Below are 13,444 nucleotides of genomic sequence, written 5' to 3' on the forward strand. Positions count from 1 at the left end.
AAGACACCTTCAAAAATGCAAGAAAAATCAACTTTCAATCATGGAGCCGATATCGTAAACAGTGCGATCAGATTTACGAACGCATGGTTTAAACAATCTAAAAAGATTACAGAAGAGCTGAGTGATTTTTTCATTCTTCCAGTGGGAAAAGTAATCGATAAGCAGGTGATCATTGCCAGGCTTAAAGGCATTTTTGGCCAAGCTGATGAGTATGTTGGAGGAAGATACGACATCATTGATACCCATTATGAATTGCTTGATGGTGGCAAAGGAATGGGCTTTGTAGAAGGTGTTGCGGGTTTCAGGGCGGTGCTGAAGAAAGAATCCAAAATTATTAGTGGTCCCTTTAAGTTATACTTCGCTTTGCAAAATGGCCGATGGAAAATTGTTAATATTGAGTTTCCTGGGTTTAGTTACTAAAATTACTTAACTAAGATTTATTTTAATATCAATTTAAAACTATTGATAAGCAAGTCATAATAAAAATATAAATCTTTATATTTGTACCAATATGGTACACTAAAAATAGAGTAATGTTAGTAGTAAGCAGTAGAGAATTTAGGGAAAAGCAGGCCGAATACATGGATATGGCCGATAGTGGCGAACAAATTATTGTACAAAGGGGAAAGAATAAAGCATATTCAATCACGCCAATCAAAAATGATGATATCTTTTTTTCAAAGGAGATGATTAATAAAATCGAAAAATCACTTTTGCAGGCTAAAAATGGAGAAATTACAAAGGTTACTGGGAAAGATGATTTAGTTAAATTTCTTAAAGATTTGTAATGTATATCCTTGAGTTTACTAATCAAGCAGTAGAGGATTTAAAGTGGCTCAAGAAAACTGATCAAAATGCTTATAATAAGGTTCAGAAATTGTTATTGGAACTTATTGAGCATATAACTACTGGTACTGGCAAGCCAGAACTAAAGAAATACAATTTGTCTGGTTTATATTCTAGAAGGATAACACAGAAGCATAGATTGGTTTATCAAATAAATGGCGAAATGATAAGCGTATTGGTATTGTCGGCTGCTGGCCACTACGGTGATAAATAAATAGCATAAAAAATTATTATCCTAACGGAATAAACCAGCTCTTAAATATTTAGTTAAAATACGAATTATAAAACACGCTCCATTCCAAAAGGACGATTTTTTCCCAATCTTTCAATAGCACGCATTCTCCTGTAGGCTAGGATAACCGTTAATCAAGACATAAATAACATTGATAATAAATCAGGAATATTATGCCCAATTCCATAATTTTTCTATCTTTGGTTTTTAATGAATTTCCTGTATCCAGGCTTTCTTTTCGCACTATTATCGGTTGCCATTCCGGTTATCATTCATTTATTTAATTTCAGGAAATTTAAAAAGGTTTATTTCTCAAATGTTCAATTTCTGAAAGCGGTAGAGCAGCAGCATTCATCCAGAGAAAAGCTTAAAAACTTATTGATCCTTTTTTCACGAATTCTAGCCATTATCTTCTTGGTATTGGCCTTTTCACAGCCCTATATCCCGGTAAGTTCGAAAAAAAGAAGTCTTCAAAATAATATAGTCAGTATATATATTGATAATTCTTACAGCATGGAAGCCATTAATAAAGATGGTAACCTGTTTGATGAAGCGAGGCGAAGGGCAAAAGAAATCGTAAAAGGCTTTGGTATAAATGATCGGTTTCAGTTACTTACCAATGATTTTGAAGGCAAGCATCAGCGTTTGTTAAATCAGGAAGAATTTCTTAAAGCCCTTGATGAGGTAAAAATCTCGGCGGCCACTCGCAATCTTCAACAAATTTTAAATAGACAAGAAAATGTGTTCAGCGGCGCAGCTAATCCATATATTTTTGTATTGTCCGATTTTCAGAAAAGCATCATATCGACTAAAAAGCTCAACACAAATCCTGATATCCAATACGCATTTGTTAAGTTAAATGCTTCAACATTACCTAACGTTGCAGTAGATAGCGTATGGATGTTGTCGCCCAATCATCAGCCTGGTGCAAATGAAAGATTGGTGATTCAATTAAAAAACTATTCGCCTGAAGAAGCTAAAAATATCCCGCTCAAATTAACCCTAAATAATCAGCAAAAAGGTTTAGGATCAATTACCATTCCTGCAGAACAAACCAAACGAGATACCTTAAATTTTTCAGGGCTAAGTGCTGGTTGGCAAAAGGGAATAGTAAGTATAAAAGATTTTCCAGTCACGTTTGATGATGCGTTATCTTTTAGTTTTAAGGTAGATAAAAGCTTGCCGGTGTTAAGCATTAATGGTGCCCATGCCGGGAATTATATAAGGGCACTATTTGGCGCTGATGATTATTATAAGCTTACTGAAAATGATGAGCGCAACGTCAATTATAATGGCTTTACCAATTATAGCTTAATTGTGCTGAATGGTTTGCAAAATCCATCAACGGGTTTGGCGCAACAGTTAAAAACTTATTTAAATGCCGGAGGTTTGGTGGTTATCTTTCCAGATCTTGATGCAGATATTCAGACTTATAATACTTTTTTTTCAGCCTTATCCTTACCCGCTATTCAAAGCTTAGAGAAAACTGAAACCAAGGTAGATCAGATAGACCTTCAGCACCCGATTTTTAAAACTGTTTTTGAGGAAATACCTAAAAACCTCGATTTGCCTTTAATAAACCGATATTATAGTTTCATTGAGCGCAATTCAGTCAATAAGGAAAATATTTTAACCCTTCCTGGCCGGAAACTGTTCTTTGCCAAATATGGCATGGGGAATGGATCACTTTATCTATCGGCAACTGGTTTAAATGCTGCGGATGGTAATTTAGCTCTTCATCCGGTTTTTGTACCATTAATGTATCGTGTTGCTTTAAGTGGTGGTACGGCAGATGCGCTTTATCATTATCTTGGGAGTGATAATGTGTTATCAGGAAAGAAGATGGTTATAGGTAAAAATCAAACACTAAAGCTAAAGGCAGATAACTTTGAAACCATTCCCGAAATCCGTCAGGTGGATGGTAAGACATTAATTTATACCGCAGATCAAATTAAGGATGCTGGTTTTTATAACCTCAGCCTTGCCGACTCTATTCTTGCTGTATATGCTTTCAACAGTGATAGAAAAGAGTCTGACATGCACTATCTGAGTAAAACTGAACTCAATAACCTGGCTGGAAACAGTCATTTAAAAATATTTGATACAGATCAGGATGCTATTAAGCTCACTGCCGGAGCCGATAAAATCGGGCAAACTTTATGGAAACTTTGTTTAATTTTGTCACTGATTTTTATTGCAGCAGAAATTCTCCTTATCCGATTTTTTAACAACACAAAAAGAACAATATGAATCTCCTGGTTAAGAATGTAATCATTACCGATCCGCAAAGTCAATTCAACAAACAAGAATGTGATGTAAGGGTAGTTGATGGTCAAATTAAAAACATAGGTAAATTAACTGCTCAAGAAGGCGAAACTATTTTTGATGCATCTGGTGCATGCCTTACTCCAGGTTTTTTTGACCTGAATTGTGTAGCCGGAGATCCCGGTTTTGAAACCAAGGAAGATCTTGAAACCCTCACAGCGGCTGCAAAAGCTGGTGGATTTACTGGCCTTGCCTTACTGCCGCAGGCAAATCCGGTGGTGCAATCTAAATCACAGGTAGAATATATTATCAATAAAACCAGAAATAACCTGGTTGATGTTTTACCTGTTGGGGCCATTAGCCAAAACAGAGAGGCAAAAGAAATAGCCGAACTTTTTGATATGCAGCAAGCAGGAGCTGTTGCTTTCTCTGATGGAGATCGGGCTTTGCAGGATGATGGCTTTATGAGCCGTGCGCTTCAATATGCTAAAGGTTTAGATGCTTTATTGATGGTTTATCCAGAAAACAAATCCATTGCTGGTAAATCGCAAATCAACGAAAGTAAAAATTCTGTCCTTCTTGGGATGAAGGGCTTGCCTGCTTTGGCAGAAGAAATGCACATTGCCCGTGATATTTTTCTGGCCACTTATAATGAAACAAAAATCCACATCAGCAATATTTCTACCGCTGGTGCTGTGGCTTTGATTAGAAAAGCAAAAAAAGACGATATTCAGGTTTCATGCGATGTTACTGCGCATCATCTCGTATTTACCGAAGAACTTTTGGCCGACTTTGATAGCAACTATAAAGTAAAACCACCATTGCGTGGTAAAGCCGATGTAAAGGCACTTATTGCAGGCTTAAAAGATGGAACCATTGATGCCATTACTTCACAACACCGTCCGGAGGAAATTGAATTTAAAAATGTTGAATTTGAGATAGCCCATTATGGGATCATTGCGCTGCAAACCGTGCTTCCTTTATTACTTAAGGCTGGTTTAGATGTGGGGATGATTGCAGAGAAATTAGCCATTAATCCACGTAAATTGCTAAATTTAAATATTCCGGTGATTGAAGAAGGTACAAAAGCAAACTTTACAGTTTTCAACCCGAATGAAAAATGGTTGTACAATTCATCAAGCAATTTTTCTAAATCTGCAAATAGCCCATTGTTAGGCACGGAACTTATCGGAAAAGTAATTCTGGTTTATAATAACAATCAATATAAAGAAAGCTAAGAGGTAAAGCTCAAGGCAGAAAGACTAAAAGTGAAAGCTAAGAAGTAAAGCTCAGAGCAGAAAGACTAAAGGTGAAAGCTAAGAGGTAAAGCTCAAAGCAGAAAGCCTAAAGGTGAAAGCTGAGGGGTAAAGCTCAAAGCAGAAAGACTAAAGATGAAAGCTAAGGGGGTCTAAAGCAATAAGATTAGAACAAAAAAATAAGGCATTTGCGTGGGACTTGATACTAAATACCTGATACTAATTAATATGGACAATAGAGTAAAAAAAGCGCTGGTCGCATCACTAAATAAATATGCTGAAGTAGCAGCAATTAATGTTGAAGGTTTTGAAACGGAGTTACTGGCTGCGTTTGAACTTGATACCAAATTCTTGGATAAAGTAGTTGCATTTGATGCTGTTTTTGATGCTCACCCTAAATTTGAAGAATTACGTGAAGTGTTTTTCGATTTGCTAATGGTGAATTTCTTTAGCAGTGATGTTCAAAAACTGGAAGATGACTATCTGGAAAGTGATGAGTGGGCAAAAATTGAAGAAGAAACCATTGATAGGGGGACGGAATTATTGAATCTTTTGCTTTACATCAAAGAGTGTAAGGATGAAGATATTGATCCTGAATTGGGTGATTTCCTCAAAGAATTTTTATTGGTAGAAGATGATGAATTTCAGGATGAGTTTGAAATTTATGAAGAAATGATCAGTAATCAGCAATTGGCTGAAGGCAGTGTGGAGGAAATTTGCAAAACTGCACCAACCTTAAATATCAGTGAAGAAATGCAGGAATTGTTTGTTCCTTTTATGGCATTTTTCCTTGATGTAGAGGGAAGCGCAACTACTACTAAAGAAATAATTCAATTTAGCAGTAACAAATCGTTCGATTCTGCTACTTATATATTAATTACAACGATTAATAACTAAATTAAACTTCATTACAATGGACAAAAGTGCTCAAATTTCCCAGTTATCTCTTAAGTATGGTTTTATACTCGCTGCTGTCTCGGTGGTAATTTCTCTTACCATGCATTTCATCAATCCGGTTTTGGTTTACACTAATGTGATGGCCTCAATTGGTATTTTTATTGTTTTTATTGCGCTCTTAGTGGTTTCAGGTATCAACATCCGTAAGGAAATTGGCGGCTTTTGGACATTTGGAGAAGCATTTAAAGCCTTTTTAATTATTTCATTAATTCTTGCGATTACAGCTACACTTTACAATTTTATTTTGATGAAGTTAATTGATCCTGATCTTCCGGCAAAAGCTGCGGCCGCTATTGAAGATGCTCAAAGAGCGATGATGGCAAAATTTGGTTTAGGTAATGATGAAATTGATGAAGCAATGGCAAAGGCTGGCAATATGCAGGAAAAACTAGAGCCTAGTTTTAAGAATACTTTCACCAGTTTTGGGGTTTCTATTGCATCATATGGTGTAATTTCATTAATTCTAGCTGCGATCTTGAAAAAGAAACCACCGGTTGTTTTTAATACTTTCCCTACGGAAGGTTAATTTTTATAAAATTTTGAACGTGCAGGTTTTATCATTTAATTTGATGAAATTTGCACGTTTTATTTTGCACAAACCTCACAGGTTTTTAAAACCTTTGAGGTTTAAATATTAGAAATGGATATATCAGTTGTAGTACCCTTATTCAATGAAGATGAGTCCCTGCCAGAATTAACGGCATGGATTGATAAGGTGATGGTGGAAAATAATTTCAGTTATGAAATTGTTTTAATTGATGATGGCAGTACCGATAAATCCTGGGAAGTTATTGAAGCATTAAGGTTGCAAAATCCAGCAATAAAAGGAATCAAATTCAGGAGGAATTATGGAAAATCTGCAGCGCTGAATGTTGGTTTTGAAGCCACACAGGGCGATGTAGTGATTACCATGGATGCTGATTTACAAGACAGTCCGGATGAAATTCCTGAATTATATCGTCGCATTAAGGAAGAAAAGTTAGATCTGATCTCTGGCTGGAAAAAGAAACGTTACGATCCCATTACTAAAACCGTACCTACAAAATTATTTAATGCCGCAACCCGAAAAATGAGTGGCATTGAATTAAATGATTTTAATTGTGGTTTAAAAGCCTATCGTAGCGATGTGATCAAAACCATTGAGGTTTATGGTGAAATGCACCGATACATTCCGGTTATTGCGAAATGGGCTGGATTTAATAAAATCTCCGAACAAGTTGTAGAACATAGGGCCCGTAAATATGGCACCACCAAGTTTGGCTTTAGCAGATTCATTAATGGCTTTTTAGATTTGCTCTCTATCTTCTTTGTTGGCAAATTTGGAAAACGCCCCATGCACTTTTTTGGCTCATTGGGTGTATTGAGTTTCTTTGTTGGGATAATCATGTCGCTTTATACCTTAATCGAAAAGCAATATCTAATTTGGAATGGTTTAGCCTACCGTGATGTAACTCAACAACCGCTATTTTACCTGTCTTTAGTGGCTATAGTGGTGGGTTCTCAAATGTTTCTGGCTGGTTTTATTGCCGAACTTTTATCGCGAAACGCACCAGAAAGAAATCAATACCTAATCGAAAAAGAACTTAAATAAGCTTAAGACTAAAACTTAAAGCAAAATTGCTTTGGTCTTTAGTCTTTAAGCTTTCAGCTTCAAGACATGTTTTTCTCTATCATTATCCCGCTCTATAACCGTCCACAAGAAATTGATGAGCTTTTGTATACTTTAACCAAACAAACGTATTTACAGTTTGAAGTATTGGTTATTGAAGACGGTTCTGTTCATGATGCGAAAGCAATCGTAGATAGTTATGCCGATCGGCTTGATATTAAATATTATTATAAGGAAAACGCGGGACAAGGTTTTGCCCGCAATTATGCTTTTGAAAGAGCTAACGGAGATTATTTCATCATTTTTGATTCGGATATCCTGGTTCCTGCAGATTATCTGGAGATCGTAAAAAATTATCTGTATGAACACCAGCTTGATGCCTATGGTGGTCCGGATGCGGCACATGAAAGTTTTACCCCGGTACAAAAGGCCATCAGTTACGCCATGACTTCCCCGTTTACCACGGGAGGAATTAGAGGAAACAAAAAGCATGTGGGGCAGTTTCATCCACGAAGCTTTAATATGGGTGTTTCCCGACAGGCATGGGAAAAGGTTGGTGGATTTATTTTACCCAGGTTAGGGGAAGATATTGAATACAGCATTCGCATTCATGAAAATGGTTTTAAAATCGGCTTAATCCCCGAGGCAAAAGTATATCACAAGCGCCGGACAAGCTTCAGTCAATTTTACAAACAATTGCACTTTTTTGGCAGGGCGAGAATTAATATTTATAAACACTTTCCGAAGGAATTAAAATTGATCCATTTTTTTCCGGCAGTTGCCACAATTGGTATGATGGTAACATTGCTTATGAATATTATTTATCCACCTTTGGCTTATGTTTTAGATTTCATGGTGTTATTATATTTTATGTTGATATTTTTTCACTCTTGGTCTGTAAATAAATCTTTAAAAGTTGCATTTTTGAGCATTATATCTTCGTTCATCCAATTAACTGCCTATGGTTTAGGTTTTATACAGGATTTATTTAAAAGAGTGATTTTTTCGGGGAAATAAAATAGAGAAGAGGAAATAGAGAAGCGAGAATAGGGATTGGGAAATAGATTGGGAAGGGAATATTCAGGGGAAATTGAAGGAATGATAAGGAAAGTGGAACACCTTTCAACAAAAAAATAAGAATCAGAAATTAAAATGATCAACTATCTAAAAGAAAGTACATTTGCTGTTAATGATGTGATCCGCAAAGCCTGGAGCATCATGACAAAGCATTATTTTTCTATTGCTACGCTATGTTTTCTGATGTTCATTACTGCGAGCGCATCCAGTTTAATGGCTTTTTTTATTAAGGATGTAAGCAAGGTACTTAGTTTCTTTATGGTGATTATTTTCATCATGTTATACTTTACCATCAACCTTTCGCTTTTTAAATATATTTTTCACCTTATTGATAATGAGGATGAAGACGTTACTATTGTTGGTACGCTCCCGACCAGGCAACAGATTATCAGGTTTTTAGTAGCCACATTATATTTTATAGGCTGTATCTTATTTATCGGATTAATCCTTTTTCCAATTTTGTATGTATTGGATCCGGTTTTGCGTTATCTCGTTAAGATTGGCTGGGTAGAAAGTTTTCAAACCACAGGTGTAGTTATTACACAAATTGCGGTAGGGATTGCGATTCTGGCCTTATTCATCACCTGGTTAAGGATTTCATTTTTTCCTTTTTTTATTATTGATAAAAATGCACCACCATTTGAATCTATTAAACTTAGTCTGGCCATTACAAAAGGAAACTTCACTAAAATTTTGTTGTTGTTGTTGGTTTTGGGTGGAGGATATTTAATTTATTTATTTTTTAATCTGTTGCATTGGCCTTTTGTTGCTTTTGTAGTTAACATTTTAAGTTCTTTTATTATTGTTCCCTTATCCAGCGTAGCCTTAACAGTAGCTTACCGCAAAATTTCGGGAGAATATAAGGGAGATGAACATCCGGATATCTTGCATAATATCGTTTAAGGAAAATCATTTTAATTATCCAAAAATCAATCATTAATTATGGGATTAAAAGCAGCATTAAGTAAACCATTTGCGGCATTTGCAGTATGGCAGATCAACAAATGGAAAAAGAATGCCGTTGTTGCCCAAGATAAAATTCTGAAAAACCTCCTCCTTGAAGCGAAGGAAACAGCTTTTGGTAAAGATCATCATTTTGCTGAAATCAAAGACTATCATGATTTTAAAGAGCATGTACCCATACAGGATTATGAGGGGTTGAAACCTTATGTAGACCGTGTGGTAGGGGGCGAGGCAGATGTACTTTGGAAAGGCAAACCGCTTTATTTTGCTAAAACATCTGGTACCACATCAGGTGTAAAATACATTCCGCTTTCCAAAGAATCGATGCCGGAGCATATTAAAGCTGCCCGGAATGCTATCCTTACCTATATTCATGAGACAGGAAAAGCCGATTTTGTAAATGGGAAAATGATTTTTCTACAAGGGAGCCCTGTTTTGAATGTTAAAAATGGAATTAATGTAGGGCGTTTATCTGGAATAGTAGCCCATCATGTTCCGGCCTATTTGCAAAAGAATCGATTGCCTTCGTATGAAACCAATATTATTGAAGATTGGGAGGAGAAGGTAGATGCGATTGTTGAGGAAACCCTTCATGAGGATATGACACTGATTTCTGGGATTCCACCCTGGGTGCAAATGTATTTCGATAAGCTTACCGAAAAAACAAATGGGAAAAAGATAAGCGAAATTTTCAAAAACTTTAGTCTGTTTATTTATGGAGGGGTGAATTTTGAGCCTTATCGTGCAAAAATTGAGCAAAGTATTGGTCGTAAAATAGATTCCATTGAAACTTATCCGGCATCAGAAGGATTTATAGCCTATCAGGATGCTCAAAATGACAAAGGTTTACTGCTTTTGGCTGATGCAGGAATTTTTTACGAATTTATTCCGGCAGATGAGTATTATAATGAGCACCCAACCAGGCTATCATTGGGAGAAATAGAATTGGATGTGAATTATGCTTTGGTTTTGAACACTAATGCAGGTTTATGGGGTTATAGTATTGGAGATACGGTAAAATTTGTCTCCAAGAACCCCTATAAAATTGTGGTCACCGGGCGGATTAAGCATTTTATATCTGCATTTGGGGAACATGTAATCGGTGAAGAAGTGGAGCAGGCGCTATTAAGTGTTGCTAATGCCGAGCAGGTAGAAATTACAGAGTTTACGGTAGCACCTCAGGTAAATCCGGCAGATGGTGTATTGCCTTATCATGAGTGGTTTGTAGAGTTTTCGACTGCACCAAAAGATATGGCTGCTTTCAGTAAAAAAGTAGATGAGGCCTTGCAAAAGAAAAATATTTACTATTTTGATTTAATTGAGGGGAACATCCTTCAGCCCTTAATTATACGTAGGTTACAAAAGGATGCTTTTGTAAATTACATGAAAAGTGAAGGGAAGTTGGGTGGCCAAAATAAAGTGCCTAGATTGAGTAATGACAGGAAGTTGGCGGATAGGTTGGAGAAATATATTGTTTAGATCTTCATTGTCATTGCGAGGAGGCACGACGCGGCAATCTCATTTGAACAAATCAGATTGCTTCAGCTCACTCAGGCCCAGCTTCGCAATGACGAAAACTATAATAATGAATAAATAAAGTGCTTAATTACATTTTAAGCATGATTATATTAAGACGATTTGAAATACATAACCATATTAGGTTCTACAGGAAGCATCGGTACGCAGGCACTTGAAGTAGTGCGGGACAATCCATCGATTTTTAAGGTTTCTGTATTATCGGCATTAAAAAATTCGGAATTACTGGTCCAACAAGCAAAAGAGTTTAAGCCTGAAGTAGTGGTGATTTGCGATGAAAACCAGTATCAGACTGTTAAAGACGCATTGTCTTCTTTAAACATAAAAGTACTGGCAGGAGAGGAATCTTTATCGGAAGTAGCCAGCTATCCGCAAAGTGATATCGTACTTACCGCTCTAATGGGCTCGGTTGGCTTAAAACCCACTATAGCAGCCATTAAAGCAGGTAAAAACATCGCTTTGGCGAATAAAGAAACATTAGTGGTTGCGGGTGAATACATTACCGCCTTAGCAGCCGAACATCAGGTAAAAATTCTTCCGGTTGATTCAGAGCATTCTGCCATTTTTCAGTGCCTGGTAGGTGAGGAACAGAACGAGATTGAAAAGATTTACCTTACTGCATCCGGCGGTCCTTTTCTGGGAAAGGGGAAAGATTTCTTATCTACCATTAAAAAAGAACAGGCTTTAAAACATCCCAACTGGGTTATGGGTGCAAAAATCACCATTGATTCTGCTACTTTGATGAATAAGGGGCTGGAAGTGATTGAAGCCAAATGGTTATTTGATCTTGATGTGGATCAGATTGACGTAATTGTTCATCCCCAATCCATTATTCATTCTATTGTGCAATTTACGGATGGTTCTATGAAGGCACAAATGGGGGTTCCGGATATGAAATTACCTATTCAGTATGCTATAAATTATCCCGACAGGCTAAAAAACAATTTTAAACGTTTTAATTTTCTGGATTATCCTAATTTAAGTTTTCAGCAAGCGGATAGGGGAACGTTCAGAAATCTGGATTTAGCTTTTAAAGCTTTAAGAAAGGGAGGGAATATGCCTTGTATCTTAAATGCAGCCAATGAAATTGTGGTGGAGGCATTTTTAAAGGATAAGATTGGTTTCCTGGAAATGAGTGATGTGATTGAGCAATGTATGGCTGAAATTAGCTTCACAGAAAAACCACAATTAACTGATTATTTAGAAACTGACAAACATAGCCGTATCTTAGCCGGCGAATTAGTAACAAAAAGTAGCATTTAACATCTAAAATAAAATATTAGTATAGCATATGAATGGATTGATTATGGCGGGGCAGCTGCTGCTCGGATTGTCTTTATTGGTAATATTACACGAATTAGGGCATTTCTTGGCAGCCAGAGCATTTGGTATTAAAGTAGAAAAGTTTTATTTGTTTTTTGATGCCTGGGGTTTTAAACTCTTCAGCTTCAAAAAAGGTGATGTAGAATATGGTGTGGGTTGGCTTCCGTTGGGTGGTTATGTTAAAATTGCCGGGATGATTGATGAAAGTATGGACACAGAGCAAATGGCTCTTCCTGCTCAACCCTGGGAATTTAGATCTAAACCGGCCTGGCAACGTTTAATTGTGATGCTTGGCGGGATTATCGTGAATGTTATCGTGGGTATTTTTATTTTCTGGATGCTCACCTTTAACGTTGGTCAAAACTATACTGTAAATGGAAAATTAAATGATGGTATTTCAGTTGGCACGCTGGGTAAGGAAATCGGCTTAAAAAACGGAGACCGGATTTTGGCGATTAATGGCAATAAATTAATTCGTTTTGAAGATGCGATTTCGAGTAAGGTATTGTTTGATGGTGCGCAACTTACCATTTTAAGAGGCAGCCAAACCCTTTATGTTTCTATTCCGGATACGATTTTAAATAAGTTATCTAAAAACGATAAGGAGAATTTTATTAGTCCGCGTTACCGCATGGCCAGTGTAGCCACGGTATTGGCACCAGATGAAAAAGCAGATCAGCAATCTTTCCTGGATCGTATTTTTGGCAGGAAATATGTAAAACCTGTTTACCCGGCTTATGCTGCAGGCATTAAACCTGGTGACAGCATCCTGGCAGTAAATGGGAAAGCCATTACTTTTTTCGATCAGTTTAAAGATGAGGTTTCATCCAATAAAAATAAGGCAATTTCTGTTCAGGCATTGCGCCAGGGAAAACCAGTTAATTTCAATTTAAAAGTGGGTGCTGATGGTACCATCGGGATTGCTCCAAATTTAAAAGCACCGGAAACTGCTCATGTTGATTTCGGCTTTGCAGAATCGCTTCCGGTGGGAGCGGGTATGGCCTGGAGTACTTTTGTAGATAATGCAAAAGGAATTGGAAAAATGATCACTGGTAAATTGAGTGCGAGGAATATCAGCAGTCCGATTGGTATTGCAAAAGTTTATGGAAGCACTTTTGATTGGGTAAAATTCTGGACTTTAACCGGCTTAATTTCCATGGCTTTGGCTTTTATGAATTTATTGCCTATTCCAGGCTTAGATGGTGGCCATGTGGTGTTCTTATTAATTGAGATGGTGCAACGCAAGCCTGTAAGTGAAAAAGTATTGGAGAAAGCGCAAATTGTAGGTTTCGTGATTTTAATTTGCCTGATGGTGTTTGCTTTTGGTAATGATATCTTAAAATCTTTCGGGAAGTAAAACCAAATTTATATTATTGCCGC

General features: G+C 36.8%; 13 protein-coding genes. All 13 read left to right on the top strand.

Annotated elements, in window-relative coordinates; translation table 11 throughout:
- Positions 1 to 15: 15 nt before the first annotated feature.
- The 13 genes from AN34_RS06475 to rseP all read left to right on the top strand — a co-directional run bounded on the left by AN34_RS06475 (position 16) and on the right by rseP (position 13,421).
- Positions 16 to 420, top strand: coding sequence for a hypothetical protein (locus AN34_RS06475; protein WP_029283463.1), 405 nt, complete (start codon positions 16 to 18; stop codon positions 418 to 420).
- Positions 421 to 533: 113 nt separating this feature from the next.
- Positions 534 to 788, top strand: coding sequence for a type II toxin-antitoxin system prevent-host-death family antitoxin (locus AN34_RS06480; RefSeq protein ID WP_029283464.1), 255 nt, complete (start codon positions 534 to 536; stop codon positions 786 to 788).
- Complete coding sequence (locus AN34_RS06485) at positions 788 to 1,060, top strand: Txe/YoeB family addiction module toxin (RefSeq protein WP_029283466.1); 273 nt, start codon at positions 788 to 790, stop codon at positions 1,058 to 1,060. Before AN34_RS06480 ends, AN34_RS06485 begins: the two co-directional genes overlap by 1 nt.
- A 228-nt stretch (positions 1,061 to 1,288) precedes the next feature.
- The gene (locus AN34_RS06490; protein ID WP_029283469.1) at positions 1,289 to 3,328 is read left to right on the top strand and encodes a BatA and WFA domain-containing protein; all 2,040 of its coding nucleotides are present in this window, start codon (positions 1,289 to 1,291) and stop codon (positions 3,326 to 3,328) included.
- Positions 3,325 to 4,581, top strand: a complete 1,257-nt coding sequence (locus AN34_RS06495; RefSeq protein WP_029283471.1) for a dihydroorotase — start codon at positions 3,325 to 3,327, stop codon at positions 4,579 to 4,581. The genes AN34_RS06490 and AN34_RS06495 overlap by 4 nt, the downstream gene beginning before the upstream one ends.
- A 246-nt stretch (positions 4,582 to 4,827) precedes the next feature.
- A complete protein-coding gene (locus AN34_RS06500; RefSeq protein WP_029283473.1) occupies positions 4,828 to 5,496 on the top strand; it encodes a hypothetical protein in 669 nt (222 codons plus the stop codon).
- Between the two features lie 16 nt (positions 5,497 to 5,512).
- A complete protein-coding gene (locus AN34_RS06505) occupies positions 5,513 to 6,082 on the top strand; it encodes a DUF4199 domain-containing protein (protein WP_029283475.1) in 570 nt (189 codons plus the stop codon).
- 114 nt (positions 6,083 to 6,196) lie between these two features.
- On the top strand, positions 6,197 to 7,147 hold the full coding sequence (locus AN34_RS06510; protein WP_029283477.1) for a glycosyltransferase family 2 protein: 951 nt from the start codon (positions 6,197 to 6,199) through the stop codon (positions 7,145 to 7,147).
- Between the two features lie 66 nt (positions 7,148 to 7,213).
- Positions 7,214 to 8,182, top strand: a complete 969-nt coding sequence (locus tag AN34_RS06515) for a glycosyltransferase family 2 protein (protein ID WP_029283479.1) — start codon at positions 7,214 to 7,216, stop codon at positions 8,180 to 8,182.
- A 135-nt stretch (positions 8,183 to 8,317) separates the two neighbouring features.
- Positions 8,318 to 9,145, top strand: a complete 828-nt coding sequence (locus AN34_RS06520) for a hypothetical protein (RefSeq protein WP_029283481.1) — start codon at positions 8,318 to 8,320, stop codon at positions 9,143 to 9,145.
- A 39-nt stretch (positions 9,146 to 9,184) separates the two neighbouring features.
- The gene (locus AN34_RS06525) at positions 9,185 to 10,684 is read left to right on the top strand and encodes a GH3 auxin-responsive promoter family protein (protein ID WP_029283483.1); all 1,500 of its coding nucleotides are present in this window, start codon (positions 9,185 to 9,187) and stop codon (positions 10,682 to 10,684) included.
- 159 nt (positions 10,685 to 10,843) lie between these two features.
- Positions 10,844 to 12,004: a 1-deoxy-D-xylulose-5-phosphate reductoisomerase gene (locus AN34_RS06530; protein ID WP_029283486.1), complete on the top strand. Its 1,161-nt coding sequence runs from the start codon at positions 10,844 to 10,846 to the stop codon at positions 12,002 to 12,004.
- Between the two features lie 28 nt (positions 12,005 to 12,032).
- Complete coding sequence (rseP, locus tag AN34_RS06535; protein ID WP_029283487.1) at positions 12,033 to 13,421, top strand: RIP metalloprotease RseP; 1,389 nt, start codon at positions 12,033 to 12,035, stop codon at positions 13,419 to 13,421.
- The last annotated feature ends 23 nt before the right edge of the window (positions 13,422 to 13,444 follow it).

The sequence above is a fragment of the Pedobacter sp. R20-19 genome (genome assembly GCF_000708265.2).
In the GTDB taxonomy this organism is placed as follows: domain Bacteria; phylum Bacteroidota; class Bacteroidia; order Sphingobacteriales; family Sphingobacteriaceae; genus Pedobacter.